General features: G+C 69.1%; 16 protein-coding genes. 8 read left to right on the plus strand and 8 right to left on the minus strand.

Annotation, left to right across the window (positions count from 1 at the left end; genetic code table 11):
- Positions 1–36 precede the first annotated feature (36 nt).
- The 5 genes from ABDC25_RS03425 (at position 37) to ABDC25_RS03445 (ending at position 4,581) form a co-directional block, all read left to right on the plus strand.
- Positions 37–1,533 carry an L-serine ammonia-lyase, iron-sulfur-dependent, subunit alpha gene (locus ABDC25_RS03425; RefSeq protein WP_021198151.1) on the plus strand — a complete coding sequence of 499 codons (1,497 nt, stop codon included), beginning with the start codon at positions 37–39 and terminating at the stop codon, positions 1,531–1,533.
- Positions 1,534–1,601: 68 nt separating this feature from the next.
- Positions 1,602–2,354, plus strand: coding sequence for an AAA family ATPase (locus ABDC25_RS03430; protein ID WP_021198150.1), 753 nt, complete (start codon positions 1,602–1,604; stop codon positions 2,352–2,354).
- 42 nt (positions 2,355–2,396) lie between these two features.
- Positions 2,397–2,993 (plus strand): TetR family transcriptional regulator, encoded by a 597-nt coding sequence (locus tag ABDC25_RS03435; RefSeq protein ID WP_136025302.1) that lies wholly within the window; start codon positions 2,397–2,399, stop codon positions 2,991–2,993.
- Positions 2,994–3,064: 71 nt separating this feature from the next.
- A complete protein-coding gene (locus ABDC25_RS03440) occupies positions 3,065–3,850 on the plus strand; it encodes an ABC transporter ATP-binding protein (RefSeq protein ID WP_347124838.1) in 786 nt (261 codons plus the stop codon).
- Positions 3,847–4,581, plus strand: a complete 735-nt coding sequence (locus ABDC25_RS03445) for an ABC transporter permease (RefSeq protein ID WP_347124840.1) — start codon at positions 3,847–3,849, stop codon at positions 4,579–4,581. Before ABDC25_RS03440 ends, ABDC25_RS03445 begins: the two co-directional genes overlap by 4 nt.
- Before the next feature lie 19 nt (positions 4,582–4,600).
- Here the strand turns inward: ABDC25_RS03445 and hrpB are convergent, their stop codons facing one another.
- The 4 genes from hrpB to ABDC25_RS03465 all read right to left on the minus strand — a co-directional run bounded on the left by hrpB (position 4,601) and on the right by ABDC25_RS03465 (position 11,113).
- Complete coding sequence (gene hrpB, locus ABDC25_RS03450) at positions 4,601–7,156, minus strand: ATP-dependent helicase HrpB (protein ID WP_347124842.1); 2,556 nt, start codon at positions 7,154–7,156, stop codon at positions 4,601–4,603.
- 207 nt (positions 7,157–7,363) lie between these two features.
- Entirely contained in the window at positions 7,364–8,980 is a 1,617-nt protein-coding gene (locus tag ABDC25_RS03455) for a flotillin family protein (RefSeq protein ID WP_136025306.1), read from the minus strand.
- 261 nt (positions 8,981–9,241) lie between these two features.
- Positions 9,242–9,670, minus strand: a complete 429-nt coding sequence (locus ABDC25_RS03460; RefSeq protein ID WP_021198144.1) for a MarR family transcriptional regulator — start codon at positions 9,668–9,670, stop codon at positions 9,242–9,244.
- Between the two features lie 183 nt (positions 9,671–9,853).
- Positions 9,854–11,113, minus strand: a complete 1,260-nt coding sequence (locus ABDC25_RS03465) for a DUF418 domain-containing protein (RefSeq protein ID WP_347124845.1) — start codon at positions 11,111–11,113, stop codon at positions 9,854–9,856.
- A 167-nt stretch (positions 11,114–11,280) separates the two neighbouring features.
- On the opposite strand from ABDC25_RS03465, the gene ABDC25_RS03470 reads away from it, so the two are divergent.
- A complete protein-coding gene (locus ABDC25_RS03470) occupies positions 11,281–11,826 on the plus strand; it encodes a DUF6611 family protein (RefSeq protein ID WP_347124847.1) in 546 nt (181 codons plus the stop codon).
- A 78-nt stretch (positions 11,827–11,904) separates the two neighbouring features.
- On the plus strand, positions 11,905–12,429 hold the full coding sequence (locus ABDC25_RS03475; RefSeq protein WP_347124849.1) for a VOC family protein: 525 nt from the start codon (positions 11,905–11,907) through the stop codon (positions 12,427–12,429).
- Here the strand turns inward: ABDC25_RS03475 and ABDC25_RS03480 are convergent.
- Together ABDC25_RS03480 and ABDC25_RS03485 are read right to left on the minus strand one after the other, a co-directional pair.
- A complete protein-coding gene (locus tag ABDC25_RS03480; protein WP_167253145.1) occupies positions 12,426–13,028 on the minus strand; it encodes a hypothetical protein in 603 nt (200 codons plus the stop codon). The two genes, ABDC25_RS03475 and ABDC25_RS03480, sit on opposite strands and share 4 nt — an antisense overlap.
- A complete protein-coding gene (locus ABDC25_RS03485; RefSeq protein WP_021198123.1) occupies positions 13,025–13,546 on the minus strand; it encodes a hypothetical protein in 522 nt (173 codons plus the stop codon). The genes ABDC25_RS03480 and ABDC25_RS03485 overlap by 4 nt, the downstream gene beginning before the upstream one ends.
- A gap of 139 nt (positions 13,547–13,685) precedes the next feature.
- On the opposite strand from ABDC25_RS03485, the gene ABDC25_RS03490 reads away from it, so the two are divergent.
- Positions 13,686–14,675, plus strand: a complete 990-nt coding sequence (locus ABDC25_RS03490) for an SDR family oxidoreductase (protein WP_347124852.1) — start codon at positions 13,686–13,688, stop codon at positions 14,673–14,675.
- A gap of 11 nt (positions 14,676–14,686) precedes the next feature.
- Here ABDC25_RS03490 and ABDC25_RS03495 read toward each other — a convergent pair whose 3' ends face one another.
- Positions 14,687–15,793: an acyl-CoA desaturase gene (locus ABDC25_RS03495; protein WP_347124854.1), complete on the minus strand. Its 1,107-nt coding sequence runs from the start codon at positions 15,791–15,793 to the stop codon at positions 14,687–14,689.
- A gap of 255 nt (positions 15,794–16,048) precedes the next feature.
- Positions 16,049–17,017, minus strand: coding sequence for an arsenic resistance protein (locus tag ABDC25_RS03500; RefSeq protein WP_347124856.1), 969 nt, complete (start codon positions 17,015–17,017; stop codon positions 16,049–16,051).
- Positions 17,018–17,094 lie beyond the last annotated feature (77 nt).

Here is a 17,094-nt window from a genome sequence, read left to right on the forward strand (position 1 = left end):
TGAACCGAAGTCGCCGATCCGGCGTAGCCTGGAGGGGTGACTGCGTACGTCTCGGCCTTCGACCTCTTCTCCATCGGAGTGGGGCCTTCGAGCTCCCATACGGTCGGACCGATGCGAGCGGCTCTCGACTTCGCACGACGACTCACTGCGACGGGCGTCCTGCCGCAGGTCACCCGCATCGGAAGCACACTGTACGGCTCGCTCGGCGCGACGGGAATCGGGCACGGGACGCCGGATGCCGTCGTCGCCGGCCTCCGCGGACTCGCGCCGGAGACCTGCGACCCCGCCGAGGTGCGCTCGGCCTGGACCGACCTGCCGGCACAAGCCGTGATTCGCATCGACGGCGCGCACGACGTGCCCTTCGCGAAGGACGACATCGTCTTCGCGCCGCGCACCCGGCTTCCCGGTCACCCGAACGCCATGACCATCACCGCCTGGGACTCCGCGGAGCAGGTCGTCGCCGAGGAGACCTACTACTCGGTGGGCGGCGGGTTCATCCGGCGCGATGGCGAGGAGGCGAAGCTCACGACCTCGGGATTCCCGTACTCGTACGCGGATGCCGCGTCGCTGCTCGCGCTCTGTGACGAGAACGGGCTCTCGATCGCCGAGGTGGCCCGACTCAATGAGACCTCGCTGCGCAGCGAGGAAGAGGTCGCGGCCGGCCTCGACGCGATCTGGGACGCGATGTCGGGGTGCGTGGATGCGGGTCTCCACGCCGACGGCACGCTTCCCGGCATCCTCAAGGTCAAGCGGCGGGCCGGAGTGATCCGCGGCCAGCTCGAAGAGGTCGAGGCCGACGGCCATCGTGAGCTTCCGGGTGAGTGGCTCGGCGCCTTCGCGCTCGCGGTCAACGAGGAGAACGCCGCGGGTGGCCGCGTGGTCACGGCGCCGACGAACGGTGCCGCCGGAATCCTCCCGGCCGTCGCGATGTACTGGTGGCGGTTCCTCGCCGACTCCGGACTCGGGGCGGGCAACGCGGTCACGCCCTACGGCGAGCTGGTCGGCAGCGCACTCCTCGGGTTCGAGTCGGACGTGCGCGCGGTGAGCGACGGGAGCGACCTCGACGAAGAGCAGACCGCCGAGGCGAACCGTCGCCGTGGCATCCGCCGCTTCCTGCTGACCGCGACGGCCCTCGGGTCGTTGTTCAAGGCCAACGCGTCGATCTCCGGGGCGGAGGGCGGATGCCAGGCCGAGGTCGGCTCCGCCTGCGCCATGGCAGCCGGCGGCCTGACGGCGGTGATGGGCGGCACGAACCGCCAGATCGAGAACGCCGCCGAGATCGCGATGGAGCACCACCTCGGTCTCACCTGCGACCCCATCGGCGGACTCGTGCAGATTCCGTGCATCGAGCGCAACGCGATCGCCGCGTCCACGGCCGTGACCGCCGCCCGCCTCGCCCTGCGCGGCGACGGCAGCCATTACGTCTCCCTGGATGCGGTCGTCGAGACCATGCGCCAGACCGGGGCCGACATGTCGACGAAGTACAAGGAGACCAGCGAAGGCGGCCTCGCGGTCAACGTCATCGAGTGCTGACGGTCCTCGGTCGCGCGGGTGTCCCCGGATGCCGGTAGCCTCCACGAGACGACACGCGGAGGATCACGATGGATGAGTTCTGGGAGCCGGCCTCCCGCCGTCGACGTCAGCAGCCCGTCGTGGCGGTGCGCCCGAACGACGACGCCCCCGCACCCGGCGCAGGATGGCCGACGAGCATCCCCGCCGTCGCCCAGGTGCTGCGCGAGGGGATCGACCTCGACCCCGGCGTCACGTTCCTGGTCGGCGAGAACGGCAGCGGCAAGTCGACACTGGTCGAGGGGATCGCGATCGCCTATGGGCTCTCTCCCGAGGGCGGTTCCCGCCAGGCCAGGCACACCACGCGCGCGACCGAGTCGCCGTTGTCGGACTGGCTGCGGCTGCAGCGGGGCGTGGGGGCGAATCGGTGGGGTTTCTTCCTCCGCGCCGAGACGATGCACTCGTTCTACACCTACCTGGAGGAGAACCCCTCGGCCCGCGGCGACGTCCCGTTCCACGAGATGAGTCACGGCGAATCGTTCCTCGCCCTGCTGGAGAGCCGATTCGACGAGCCGGGCTTCTACTGCCTCGACGAGCCGGAGGCGGCGCTGTCCTTCAACTCGACGCTCGCGCTCATCGCCGTGCTCCGTCGCATCGCCGATGAGGGCGGCCAGGTGCTGTGCGCGACGCATTCGCCGGTGCTCGCTGCTCTTCCCGGCGCGAAGATCCTCGAAGTGGGGGAGTGGGGTGTGCGGCCGGCGGAGTGGGACGACCTCGAGATCGTGAACCACTGGCGCTCGTTCCTCGAGCATCCGACCCGCTACCTCCGCCATCTGCTCGACTGACTTGCGCGCCGTGCCCTCGTCGCGCGTCATAGGCTGACGGACATGACCGAGCAGAAGCCCGCGCGGCGGCGTGGCCGCCCCCGGGGCGTCTCCGACTCGCGAGCGCGCATCATCGCGGCTGCGGTCGACGACTTCGGTGAAAAAGGATACGACGGCGCGACGATCCGCTCCATCGCCGCCAGGGCCGGTGTGGATTCTGCCCTCGTGCATCACTACTTCGGCACCAAGGCCGATCTCTTCGCAGAAGCCGTGGGCATTCCGCTGCGACCGGATGTCGATGTGCCGGGGATCCTCGCGGGTCCGCGTGACGAGATCGGCGACCGGCTGATCCGGTACGTCCTCGAGGCGTTCGAGCAGCCCGAGGTGCGCCGTCGGGGAGTCATGCTGCTGCGCACCGCGATCGGCAGTCGGCTCACGACCCCGTTGCTGGCGGGCTTCCTGTCGCGCGAACTTCTCTCCCGGGTGGCTCGGCGCCTCGACGTCGACGACGCCGATCTGCGCGCCTCGCTCGTCGCCTCGCAGATCGCCGGGCTGCTGATCGCACGCTATGTGCTGCGGCTGCCGGCGCTTGCGGCGGCACCGATCGATGAACTCGTCTCCCGTCTCGGCCCGACCTTGCAGCGCTACCTCTTCGACTGACGCCGAACGTCGGCATCGGGTGTCTGCGGACCCCGTTGACGCGGACGACGGGCGGGCGCATAATTCATCACATGATGAATAACTCCGCCGTCGAGATCGCGCAGCTGCGTGTGCGTCGCGGGGCGGTGCACGTGTTCGACGGGATCGACCTCGCGATCCCCCGCGGCCAGATCACGGGCCTGCTGGGCCCTTCCGGATGCGGCAAGACCACGCTCATGCGCTCGATCGTCGGGGTGCAGAAGATCGCTTCGGGTGACGTGAAGGTACTGGGTGAGCCGGGAGGGTCGCGACAGCTGAGACACCGCGTCGCGTACGGCACGCAAGGAGCATCGGTGTACGGCGACCTCAGCGTGCGCCAGAACCTCTCGTACTTCGCTTCGCTGCTCAAGGCACCCAAGGGCGACGTCGATCGGGTCATCGACGAGGTGGGTCTCGGCCCGCAGGCGGGGCAACTCGTGGACTCTCTGAGCGGAGGGCAGGCAACGCGGGTGTCGCTCGCGGTGGCCCTCATCGGTGCGCCCGAGCTCGTCGTGTTGGACGAGCCGACGGTGGGACTCGACCCCGTGCTGCGCGCCGAGCTGTGGGCCCTCTTCCGCGCCCTCGCGGATCGAGGGGTGACGCTCATCGTGTCGAGTCACGTGATGGACGAGGCCGTGCGCTGCGACCGGCTGCTGCTGATGCGCGAGGGGCGGATCATCGCTGACACGACTCCGACCTCGCTCCTCGCCGACACCGGCACGACCGACGCCGAGGCCGCGTTCCTCGTGCTGATCGAGCGCGACCGCGCGGCTGGTGTCGGCGACACGAGGCGATCGCGCCGAGGAGCGCGCGACCAGCAGGAGGAGGCCGGAGAATGAACGGCCGCCGGACGTTCGCCACCGCCGGGCGCGTGCTCGCCCAATTGCGGCACGACCCGCGGTCGATCGCGCTGATGCTCATCGCGCCGAGTCTGCTCGTGGGCCTCTTCGCCTGGCTGTTCAGCGATCAGGACGGCGTCTTCGATCAGTTCGGCGGCGCGATCCTGGCGCTGTTCCCGTTCATCGTGATGTTCCTCATCACCTCGATAACGACCCTGCGCGAGCGCCGTTCGGGCACCCTCGAACGCCTGATGACGACACCGCTCGAGAAGGCCGACTTCATCCTCGGGTACGCGCTCGCGTTCGGTCTGATGGCTCTGCTGCAGGCGGTGATCACAGTGTCGTTCGCCGTCGGGGTGTGCGGGCTCGACGTCGAAGGTCCGCTCTGGCAGCTCGGCCTGGTCGCGGTGGTCGACGCGCTGCTCGGTACCGCGCTCGGTCTGCTCGCGAGCGCGTTCGCCCAGACCGAGTTCCAGGCGGTGCAGTTCATGCCGCTGCTGGTGTTCCCGCAGATCATCCTCGGCGGGCTCTTCATGCCCCGTGATCAGATGCCCGATGTGCTGCACGCCATCTCCGACTGGCTTCCGCTGAGCTACGCGATCGACACGATCAACGCGGTCGCCGCGGGCGACGAGGGGTGGGATGTCTTCGGTCCGCTGCTGATCGTCGTGACCTTCGCGGTCGGCGCTCTCGTGCTCGCCTCGCTGACACTGCGGCGGCGCACCCGCTGACTCCCGTCCCGGTCGGTGCTCAGCGCGCGGCGCGGTTCTTGGTGTGCTTGGTCGGTGTGGCGGCCCACGGATCCTCGGGCCAGGGATGCCTCGGGTAGCGCCCCCGCATCTCGGCGCGGACCTGTGTGTAGGGGCCGGACCAGAACGAGGCGAGGTCGTCGGTGACCGCGAGCGGACGCCCTGCGGGGGACAGCAGGTGGAACAGCACCGGTACCCGTCCGTCGACGAGGCGGGGGGTCTCCGCCCAGCCGAAGCACTCCTGGAGCTTCACGGCGACGACAGGACGTGACGTCGGGTCGCCGTCGGGTTCGGGGTAGGTGATGCGGACGCGGGATCCGCTGGGCACCTCGAGGCGCTCCGGCACGAGGTCGTCGAGTCGCACCGCTTCGGGCCACGGCAGCAGCCGACGAAGAGCCGACGTCAGGTCCAGCCGATCCACGGGGGTGCCGGATGCCAGGGCGTCGAGCTCGGACGCCAGCCAGGTGTCGAGGGTCTCTATCAGTCCGGCGTCCGAGACATCGGGCCACGGATCGCCGAGCTCGCGTCGTAGCATCGCCAGACGGCGGCGCAGTCCGTCGGCGGCGTCGGGCCAGCTGAACAGCGTGAGTCCGTCGCGCCGGAGCACACGACGCACGGCATCCCGCCCCTCCTGGGCCGATGCCCGCACCGGCACCGATGTGCGCAGGATCGCACCGATCCGGCGTTCGCGTCGGGCCTGGACACGACCTCCGACGAAGTCTGCCTCGACGCGGTCGGTCATCAGGTGGCTGGCGGCCTGCTCCATCTGCAGCTCGGTGAGCGCCGCAGCGGAGCGGATGATCGCACCGGACCCGGCCGCCGCACGGCCGGAGGCACGGGTCACGTCGGCGACGGCGAGCCATTCGACGGCCGCGAGCGGGCCCGTCACCCCTGCGCGTGTCCCGGAGGCGAGCAGGTACGTCGCTCCGGTGGCGGTGCGCTCGACGCGGTGGGCGATGCGCTCGGGAAAAGCCAGCGCGATCACGAGGCCGACCCCGTCGAGGTCCGCGCGCACGCCCGGCGCCGGGCCGATCATGCGTTCGAGGCGGTTCGCGTCGTCTCGCCATCGGCGGGCGTCCGGGGTCCGCCCGTTTCTGAGGCCGATGAGGGCCCGCGCGATGTCGGCCTCGGGGCTTCGCAGATCGCCACCCACGAGCGCGACGACCTCAGCCGCGAGACGGCTGCCGACCGTCGGGCTGCCGTCGCGCAGAGCACGGGCCAGCCGGGGATCGGTCGGGATGCGCGCCAGTGCACGTCCCTCGGCGGTGGCGCGGCCCTCGTCGTCGATCGCGCCGAGGCCGTGCAGAACAGCGATGGCGTCGGCCAGGTGGGCGGCGGGCAACGGGTCGATCATCCGCAGGCCGTTTCCACCCGGGGCACCCCAGCACGCGAGCAGGAGCGCGGCATCGGCGAGGTCGACCACGGCCAACTCCGGCACCGGACGGGCGGGTGCCGCCGCGTACGAACGCTCGTCGACGCAGCGGATCACCGCGCCGGGGCCCTGGCGCGTGGCGCGTCCGGCCCGCTGCACGCACGACGAGCGAGGCGCAGCGCTGGTGACCAGGCCCGTCATGCCGCGGGCGGCGTCGCGCTGCGGATACCGCGACAGGCACGTGTCCACGACCAGACGGACGCCCGGCACGGTGAGCGAGGATTCGGCGAGCGACGTCGTGATGATGATGCGCGGACGGTCTTGCGGTGTACGGCCCCGGATCACGGCGTCCTGTTCGGCCGGGGGAATGCGGCCGTGCAGTTCCCGCACGTCGAACCTGTCGCCGGCATCGCGGACGCGGCGGGCGATCTCCGCCACCTCGCGGGCACCAGGGGCGAAGACCAGTACGTCGGCATCGGGCTTCTCGCGGACCAGATCCCGTGCCGCCGATACCGTGACCGCCGCGACGTGGTCGAGGAATCCCCACGTTACACCGCGCTCGTCGAGCCGGGGCACGGGGCTCGGAGCCCAGCGTTCGGCGAGAGGGAAGGCCGGGACGTCGTGGTCGACGATTGGCGCCGGTGTCGCATCCGTGGCGATGACGGAGGCGAGGCGTGTCGCGTCGAGGGTGGCGGACATCGCGATGACCATGAGGTCATCGCGCAGCTCCCGCACCTCGGAGAGCAGACCGATCAGCAGATCGGTCTCGAGCGCGCGCTCGTGCACCTCGTCGATGATCACGGCACCCACGCCGTCGAGACCGGGATCATCGAGCATACGTCGAAGCAGTACGCCGGCGGTGACGAACTCGACCTGCGTCTCCGGACCGGCTGTGCGCTCGCCGCGGACGCTGAAGCCGACGCGTGCGCCGAGGGGTGAGCCGTCGAGGTGAGCGAGTCGGCGGGCGGCGGCGCGGGCGGCGACGCGGCGAGGCTGGGTGACGATCACCCGACCGCTGCGCCGTGAGGCGACGAGCGGCGGTACGAGTGTGGTCTTGCCGGTGCCCGGGGGGGCGGTCACGACGACCGACCCGCTCGTGTCGAGCGCTGCCGAGACCTCGTCGACGGCGGCCGCGAACGAGAGGCCCGCGCCGATGGTGGCGAGGTCGAAGACGGCGGGGGTCATCCCTCCAGTCTGCCCGGTCGGGCGACGTCCGGAGCCGTTCGGAACTCAGGAGATCTGCGGGGGATTCGGCGGAGCGGGCAGTACGGCGCGTCCACGGGGGCAGATGTCCTGAGCCGTGAACGGGGGACGGCGGTGCCCGCTCCGGAAACAGCGGATGCCGCGACCGGGTCGGTCGCGGCATCCGCCGAAGTGCTCTGCCTGCTCCGCCTACTCTGCTGCGGGAGCTGCGGGGGTTGCGGAAGCGGGCGGCGGTGGAGTGGTCGGCGTCGACACCCGGGGCGCGGGTGCGGGTGCGGGCGGCGTAGCCTCGGCGACTCCTGCACCGAAGCCGCGGCCGACGGCCTGACCCTGGATGATCCCGGCGAGGTCGAGCCCCGTTGCCGAGTGGACGCTGTCGAACACCGAGCGCAGGGCCTTCGCGCTGTCGGCGCCGACGACGTTCGACGCGCCGTCTTCGCCGGAGCTGCCGATGATCGACACGTTGCCGATCGCCGCGTAACCCTTGGAGAACTCGGCCATGATCGACGGCAGCACCTCGAGCACGCGCTGCGAGAGGAACGCGTCCTGGTTCGAGGCGATGGCCTTCGCCTCCGCCTCGAGAGCGGCGGCACGGGCATCACCCTCGGCGCGGATGGCGTCGGCCTCGGCGCTGGCGCGCAGACGGCGGGCTTCGGCCTCGGCTTCTGCCTGAGCACGCAGGGCGTTCGCCTCACCGCTGGCCTTGGCGATCGCGGCCGCGGCCTCACCGTCGGCACGAGCCTTGTCGGCCTGCGCCTGCTGCTCGGCGATGCGGGTACGGGCCTCGGCCTGCTTGACCTGCTCGATCGCGGCAGCCTCGGCGGCGCGCTCGCGCGTGTAGAGCTCGGCCTGTGCGCGGGTCTCGGCCTCATACCGCTGTGCATCGGCGACGCGCTTGACGTCGGCGTCGAGCTGGGCCTGCTTGTTCTCGGCCTGCTGCTGCAGAACGGCCTGCTCGGCCTGAGCACGAGCCAGCGCCTCGGCCTGCTCGGCTTCGGCGCGGGCGCGGCCGATCCCGGAGTCGGAGTTGGCCGTGTTGGTGTCGAGCGCTGTCTGCTCGATCAGGTTGGCTTCCTTGTTGGCGATGTTCTTCTGGTTGATCGCACGGTCGGCGTTGGTCTGGGAGATCTCGGCGGCCTGACGTTTCGCCTGGATCTCGGGGGCGCCGAGCGACTGGATGTAGCCGACCTTGTCGGTGATGCCCTTGATCTGGAACGAGTCGAGGATCAGGCCCTGTTCGGCGAGCTCCTGCGAGACGTCGGCGGCGATCTGGTCGGAGAACTTCTTGCGCTCGCGCATCAGCTCCACGACCGAGAGCGTCGCGACGATGCCTCGGAGCGCACCCTCGAGCTGCTCGGTGGTGAACTGCTCGATGGCCTTGTCCTGCGATGCGAAGCGCTCGGCCGCGCGGCGGACGTAGAGCGGGTCGGAGCCGATCTTCACGATCGCGACGCCGTCGACGTTCAGCGTGACGCTGTCGAGCGACTGGGCCTCGGCGTTGAGGGAGACCTGGCGCGACCGCAGCGAGATGATCTCGTGGCGTTGCGTGATCGGGTTGACGAGCGACTTGCCGTTCACGATGACCGTGACGGGCGACTCCGCCAGCTCGGAGCTGGTCGTGCCGTCGGCGGCGATGACCGCGCGCTGGATCTTCTGCTTGCGGCCCGAGATGACGAGTGCTTCGTCGGCTCGAGCGACCTTGATCCAGCTGCGTGCGAACAGCAGCAGGATGAGCAGCAGAACGACGGCGACGACGACCGCGATTCCGACGATGACGAGGATGCCGACGATTCCGGCGATCTCCATGAATGACCTCCCTGGTCCCCCCGAGGGGGCGGTCTCGAGCGCGCCGTGGTGCGCGCCTTCGCCCCCCACCCTGCCAGAAATGCAGAGAGGCCGTTCCGGGGGCATCGTGATGGGCGGAAAACTCGACGTCGGGAGGAAGGTCTTCGGCCATACGTCCGCCCGACGAGGAGATCTCCTCCTGCGGGGGTGCGGGCAGGGGCTGGTCAGGGGGTGCGGGCAGGGGAGGTGCCGAGGCCGAGGCCGAGGCGAGGGCGAGGGGCGTCAGCGGGCGCGGAGCTTCTCCGCGAGGTCGCGCAGGGCGCGCAGCTCGTCGTCGTCGAGACGGGACATGCGGTCGGCGATCGAGCGTCCGTGCACGGTGGCGAGCGAGCGGAAGGCCCGGGCCCCCTCGTCCGTCGCCCGGATCAGCGCACCGCGACCGTCGTCGGGGTCGGCGCACTTCGCCACGAGTCCTCGTGTGACCATGCGGTCGACCAGGCGCGAGACGCTGGGCTGGCTGATCAGCATGTTCGAGGTGATGTCGCGCAGCCGCGCGGTCATGTCGGGGGAGCGGGTGACGGTGAGCAGCACGTCGTACTCTGCCTGCGCGATATCGCTGTGCTCGAAGTCGCTCATCATCTCGGTGAACAGCTCGTGCTGCGCGCGGAACAGGCTCTCCCAGGCCTCCAGGGCGAGCTTGCGATCGGTCATCCTCACAGAATAGTGCGAACAGTAAAGGGCCGGTCGGAGAGGCTCCCGACCGGCCCTTGTCCCTTGCACCAAGAGTGTCCTGCAATCACATGCGGTGGATGCCACAGCAAACATTCACCGTGCGATCACTGTATAACGGCGAGATAACGAATGCAACGGTTTGATCACGGAAAGTTCTCGATCTCAGGCGACGGTCGGCGCCTTCACGCGGCTCCGGGTGAGGAATCGGAAGCTGACGTCCCAGACGTACTCGAGCGGTCCCTTGCGGAAGCGGCGCATCCAGAGGTTCGCGAACAGGATCACCAGAGCGGCGATCACGAAGAACATCGCCAGGGTTCCGACCAGCGGGTCGAGCGTCTCCGCAAGCGGCGAGTGACCGATGATCGACTGCGCCACCCGACCGAGGATGTTCTGGAGCACGTAGCAGCTCAGGGCCATCTGGCCGACAAGGGAGAGCGCGCGTCCGACGAATCCGATGCGGTGTCCTCGATAGAAGGAGGCCATGAGAGCGAGGATGCCGAATGCGACCAGCGGCGCGGAGAGGAACCTGTTGAGTCCGAACGTCTCTTGCATGAGGAAGAACACGACCTCCCCCGGAACGCCCGCACCGAGGCCGACGATCATGACCCATCTGCGCAGTCGCGCGCCGCGGGCCTCGAACAGTCCGTGGCGGTAGAGCATGGCGCCGAGGGTGAAGACGACGAGACCGAGGGTGAGGATCGAGCCGGTGTCGGTGCCGACCGTCAGGTCGGAGAACACGGTCAGGGTGTTCATCTGCACCTCTTCCCAATATGTCGGCCTGCCGCCGACCGTCGGGGACTCCCCGGGGATCACGAGGCCTGGGAACATCATGACGCTGCCGGTGAAGAGGGGGAGAAGGATGAGCGTGACGTGCGTCACGAGCGCCACGCCGATGAACACCCACTGGCGTTTCTCCGGGAGCAGCAGGACGAATGCCACGACGAAGCCGAGGACGGCGTAGGCGCGGAGTACGTCGAACTGCACCACGAAGATGTAGTTGAGCATTCCGTCGATGAAGAGCAGACCGGCACGAACGAGATAGGTGCCGGGCCACCGGCTGCCGCGCCGGAGCGCTGCCTGGCGCTGGATCTCGAGTCCGATGCCGAACATGATGGTCAACAGGCCCAGGAACTTCCCTTCCGAAAGTGCGGAGACGAGGTCCTGCCACCAGATGTCGACCACCCGTTCGCCGAAGAACGCCTGGAACAGCCAGACGTTGCTGGCGAGAGTGCCGATGATGGCGACGCCGCGGATCACGTCGAGCGAGGCAATGCGGCCAGGCGATGCCATCGCGGTCGTCTCGGGTGCCTCGTGCTCGGCCCTCCCGGCCCCTGCCTGCTCCGGGAGGAGGCCGTCGCCGTGGGGCGGCTTCGCCGTACGGCGATAGCGGGGAAGGGCAGCTCGGGCAGAAGTCTCTGTCATACCTCCAGTCCAGGGCGCGCGCCGTTGCGTGGCCGTATGCCGTTTTCGATATGAGGACGATATGCCGACCACGGAGGCGTCGCCATTCCGCATGGAAAACGCCGGCCGCCGTATGTGTTCCGTCTGTCAGGCGCTCAGAGGCACGCGTCCGGAGCAACGTGGGAGGCATGTCCGTGTCCCGTCCTCCCCATCACGTCCCCGCGCAGACACTGCCGAGCGCTTCGTGCCCTCCATGCTGGGGCCATCTGTCGAGGACCGTGAGCCACTACGGCACCGTCGCGTGCGTGCTCGCGGTCTATCCGCCCGACTCCACGGACGCGGAGCGGCGCATTGCCGAGGCGCACCGCTGGTTCACTCCGCTGTCGCTCGGCGGTGGCGTCGTCGCGTGGGTGGTGCTGTGCGCCGCGGGTTTTCCTCCGTTGCTCGCTGCGATGCTGCTCGTCGCTGCTCTGCTTCCGATCGGCATCATCCTGTCGCGGCGCTCGCGCAGCATCCGTCGGCGCGTGGTCACGGTATCGGCATGTCGGTCCGGGCTCAGCGAAGACACCGCGGCCGAGCGCGCCCAGCAGCTCCGTCTGGAGACCCTGGCCCACGCGCTCGGCGACGCCGCTCTCGCCTGCCGTCAGGGAGTAATCGGTCGTGATCGGTTCGACCGGGTGTGGACGGCTGCCTACGCGCAGGCCGCTGTCATCGCGACCGGTTCCGCCCGGTGAATCCCCGGCTTCTCGGCGACTGTCCGAGGCCCCTTCTACTGTGTGTCTCACTCCGCAGACCGGGAAGAGGGAAGAGCCATGACCGCAGCCACGAGCGCAGCCCCGAACGGCTACACGAGCGTCGCCCCCTGGGTCGTCACCGACGACACGGGCGCGCTGCTCGACTTCATCTCCCAGGTCTTCGACGGGGAGGAACTGGCGCGGGTCGCCACGGAAGACGGTCTGATCGGACACGGTGAGATACGCATCGGCGACACCGTCGTCCTCGCCTTCGATCGTCGGCCGGAGTGGCCCGTGATGCCGAGCCTGCTTCGGGTGTGGGTGCCCGACGCCGCAGAGGCCTTCACCAGAGCCGAGGCTGCAGGGGCGAGCGTGGTGACCGCCCTCAGCGACAACGCCTTCGGCCAGCGCGGTGGGCGCATCAAGGATCCGTTCGGCAACATCTGGTGGGTCGTGAGCCACGTGGAAGACGTCGATGAAGAAGTGATGTGGCAGCGGCTGCAGCAGACCGAGTATGCCGACCAGATGCGCGTCGCGCAGGAGACGCTCGACGCCGAGCTGAGCGGTCGTGCGCACGGGCGCAGCAGCGCGCCGACGCGCTAGTCGGCGAACGGCTCACCCCGATACTTGCGGCACACGCCTCCTGTCTCTTCGACATCTTCCGCGACGGCGTCGACGACCGCGGCCGCGGCGGTGCGCGTGCGCGGTGCGACCTGGCTCAGTGCGAGGGCACCGGTGCACGCGAACACGATCAGGTCGCCGGGGGAGAGCGCCTTCGGCAGCCGGGCGTGCAGCCGCGTGTCGTCTTCGTCGGTGCGGAGGACGGTCTGCACCAGGTCTCGAGCCCGGGGCGTGCGCAGCCGCTCGACGTGGGTGACCAGCGGGACGATCGCGCGGAGATCGCAGTCGACGGTCGCCGACGCCTCGCGATGCCACCCCTGAGGCTCTTCGCGGGCGGTGATCCGTGCCACCACCAACGTCACGTGCGGGTCCGCTTCGGGGTGCGCCGCAGAGGGCGCGACGGGCGCGATCAGTATGCAGGGGGTGCGTCGTTCGCGCGCGAGATCGGACAGCGCTCGCCCGGCGACGACGATGTCGTGCGCACCGATCACGGTGTCTTTCGGCCACAGCTGCCGTGCATCGCGTCGCGGGTCGTTCCATACGAATGCGGTCGAGTGCAGCACCGTGTGCAGGACGGTCATCGTGACGCCTCCACAGAGAGCGCGGCGGTGACGCGCGGACGCACGTCTCGGAGCGTGACAGCACCGACGCAGGGGACGACGACGAGATCGCCTTCCCGGAGGTCGGCAGGAAGAGGCGCGATGGGGTGCGGCCAGGCCACGCCGCCCACCTCGCCGGGGATCAGCTCGATCTTCGTCGTCCGCGCCGAAGAAGCCCGGCCGATGAGGCGGCACTCCTCCCACGCGGCATCCACACCGTCGAACGAGCAGTCCGTGAGCGCGATGCGCTTGTCCTCCTGGGTGTCGACGCGCAGCGTGATCCGGAACAGCAGCACGGTCACGTCGGTTCCCGCGGTCGGCAGCGGCAGGTCGCCCGTGAGGACCGCGGGTGATCCGCTGATCTCGAACAGCCGCAGGAGCGAGATGCCTCCCGCCACGACATCGGTGGTCGTCGGGTGCGTGTGCACCGGCCACCTCCATCCGTCGAGGGGAGTGGGAATGCTCTGTCGAAGCGTGGGAAGGATGTCGGTGAGAGTCATGACTCCGTCCTACGCCTGGGTGATCGTGGCGATGAAGGAGTCTCACGGAACCCATGCGCGTCCATCCCGATCACTCACGACGTCCCGACCTCGTCGAAACGACGCCGACCCGGCGACGCCGGCGTGACAGGATCGGGACATGGGCACACAGGACATCCTCTTCATCGGCGGCAGCGGTGTGATCAGCGCGGCTTCGGTGCGACGGGCGGTCGAGCTCGGACATCGAGTCACCGTTCTCAATCGCGGTCGCTCCGAGGAGAGGGCGCTGCCGGAAGAGGCCGAGCTCCTGCAGGGCGACATCCGTGACGCGGACGCGGTGCGGGCAGCACTCGGGGACCGTGAGTTCGACGTCGTTGCCCAGTTCACCGCCTTCACCCCCGCCCACGTGCAGGCCGACATCGCGCGTTTCGCCGGCCGGACCGGGCAGTACGTGTTCATCAGCTCCGCGTCGGCGTACCAGAAGCCGCCGCAGCGGTTTCCGATCACCGAGTCGACCCCGCTCCGCAATCCGTTCTCCGGGTATGCGCGAGACAAGATCGCCTGCGAGGATGCCCTGACGAGCGCGTACCGCGATCAGGGATTCCCGGTCACGATCGTCCGCCCTTCGCACACCTACGACTGCACCAGCATGCCCACGCTGGCCGGGTGGAACGACGTCGCTCGGATGCGCGCGGGGCGGCCTGTGGTCGTGCACGGCGACGGCACCACGCCGTGGACCATCACGCACTCGACCGACTTCGCCGTGGGATTCGTCGGTCTCTTCGGCCGTCGCGACGTGCTCGGCGACACCTTCCACATCATGGGGGACCACGCGCCGACGTGGGATCAGATCTACACCTGGCTGGGCGAGGCTGCAGGGGTCCGTCCCGAACTGGTGCACGTGTCCTCCGACACGATCGCCGCAATCCGGCCGTCGTTCGCCGCAGACCTGCACGGCGACAGGGCTCACCCGATGGTGTTCGACACCGCCAAGATCCGGCACATCCTCCCCGAGTTTCGCTCCCGTGTGCCGTTCTGGATCGGGGCGCAGGAGATCATCGCGTACCACGACGCCACCCCGGCCCGGCAGGTGGTCGATGCCGAACTCGACGCCGACCTGGATCGGATGATCGCGACCGTGCGTGCATAGGCAGCCGGGGTTCAGGACCGGATGGGCGCCCCGATCGCGAGCCGCTGATCTGCGAGAGGACAGCTGAAGACGTCACGCTCGCCGAGTCCGACCCGGTTGATGTAGCGCACCACGATCGCGTACGACGTGAACAGGCCGACCTGCGTGTACTGCACGTCATGCTCCCGGCAGTATGCGGCGATGATCGGGGCGGCGCGACGCAGATGCGGGCGGGGCATCGAGGGGAACAGATGATGCTCGACCTGGTAGTTCAGCCCACCCATGGCGACGTCGAGGAAGCGGCCGCCGCGCACGTTCCGACTCATCAGCACCTGCCGCCGCAGGAAGTCCAGGGTCATGTCCCGAGGTACGACCGGCATCCCCTTGTGGTTGGGGGCGAAGGCGATCCCCATGTAGAACCCGAACAGTCCCAGTTGCACCGCCAGGAAGACGAAGGCGATTCCGGGGGACAGCACGATGAACACCAGTACCAGGTATCCGATCATGCGGACGCTGAGGAACGTGATCTCGGCCCACCGGCGTTCGAGCCGGCCCCGCGCGAACATCCGCCGCACGCTCGAAGCGTGCAGCGAGAGTCCTTCGAGGAGCAGGATCGGGAAGAACAGCACGCCCTGATGTCCGCGCAACCACGTGATGACCGGTCCCTGGTGCCTCGTCGCAGCCTCGGTGGAGACAGCGATCACGGGGAGCTCGATGTCGGGGTCGGAGCCCAGCTTGTTCGGGTTGGCGTGGTGGCGGGTGTGCTTGTGCTGCCACCATCCGTAGCTCATGCCGACGAGCAGGTCGCCGAGGATGATGCTGATCCAGTCGTTCCACCGGCCGGACACGAAGATCTGCCGGTGCGCCGCATCGTGACCGAGGAACGCGATCTGGGTGAACACGATCGCCAGGACGGCGGCGGTGAACAGCTGCCACCAGGTGTCGCCGATCCAGAGGAACGCGAGCAGGCACACGCCCACAGCGATCGGGGCGGCGATGAGCTTCGTCCAGTAGTAGCCGTAGCGCCGGTGCAGGAGCCCGCGCTCGCGTACCTGCTGCGCCAACTCGGTGAAGGCGCTCGATCTTCGGGACGCGTTGTCGCGCGGACGGGTGTGGACGGTCGGACGGATGACGTCCATGATGACCTCGTCTCCGGCGTCGCCCAGAGCGGGCGGCGGAGGTGTTGTTCTTTCGCGAACGGCCCTTCAGAGCGTCGCGTTCGGATCTTCAGTTGTGCTCGCTGGTGCTGACGGTACGCGCCCAAGCTGGGTGCGCGTTCAGGGTCGGGACGGCGCCCGGCGACTCATGATCGGAAGCCCGATCAGCGTACGCAGCTGTTGGAGTACGTCCCGACAATGCTCGACGGTCCGCCGGGGCGATGATCGTCGCGGCGCTCAACGCTGCCTGATCAGGCGTGGGATCACAGCGACCATCGCCACCATGACGATCAGCTCCACCATCGTCTGGGTGACGACGACGAGCGGCGTGAGCGTGAACGCGTCGGGCAGGGCCAGAGCGAGCGGGAGCACGACGAGAGAGTTGCGCGTGACACCGCTGAAGACGACCGCGCGGCGGCCCGGCGTGTCCAGGCCGGCGACCCGCGCGAGGACTGCGCCGAGGGGCGCGGCGATCACGGCGAAGATCGCGAAGACCGGCACCGTGAGGAACAGGCGCCCCCACGCGCCGCCAACGGCGAACACCTGCGAAGCGACGACGGCCGCGAGGGTGAGCATCATCAGCGGCACCATCGCCGTGGCGGAACCGCGTTCGATCACGCGGGCCGAGGTGAACCTCCTGGTCAGCACTTGGGTCAGTGCGGCGAGTGCGAGCGGCAGTGCGATCAGCAGCAGGAACGCGTCGATGAACGGGCGCGGGTCGACGGCCTTCATCGCATCGGGGCCGAGGAAGAGGGAGAGGTAGACGGGGAGCAGCAGCATCTGCAGCAGCATGAGCAGCGGCGTCGCGGCCAGAAGCCGGGAGCGGTCGCCGCCCGCCAGGCCCGTGAACACGATCACGTAGTCGACGCACGGGGTGAGCAGCACGAGAAGCACCCCCAGCAGGATCGCCTCATCGGCCGCCACCACTCTGCTCACGCCGAAAGCCAGCGCCGGCACCACCACGAAGTTCAGGAGCAGAAGCGTGCCGAGGAAGCGCCCGTCGACGAATGCCCGTCCGATGTGCGCGAACGGCACGCCCAGGAACGTCGCGAACAGCAGAACGCCGAGGAGCGGGGTGACCGCCGACTCCCACACCGGTGCCGTCGAGGGGGAGAGGAGGCCGACGACGGCGCCGACCGCGATCGACGCCAGGTACAGCGTCACCTGATGCCGTTCTCCCCATGCCGTGAACGCGCGCACGGTCACCTCCACGACCCGGTATTCGCTTGTCCGTTACGTCGGATGCGATACATTGCAGTGTAGGTAGAACTTCAGGCTCTACA

This window comes from Microbacterium sp. SY138, assembly GCF_039729145.1.
Classification (GTDB): domain Bacteria; phylum Actinomycetota; class Actinomycetes; order Actinomycetales; family Microbacteriaceae; genus Microbacterium; species Microbacterium maritypicum_A.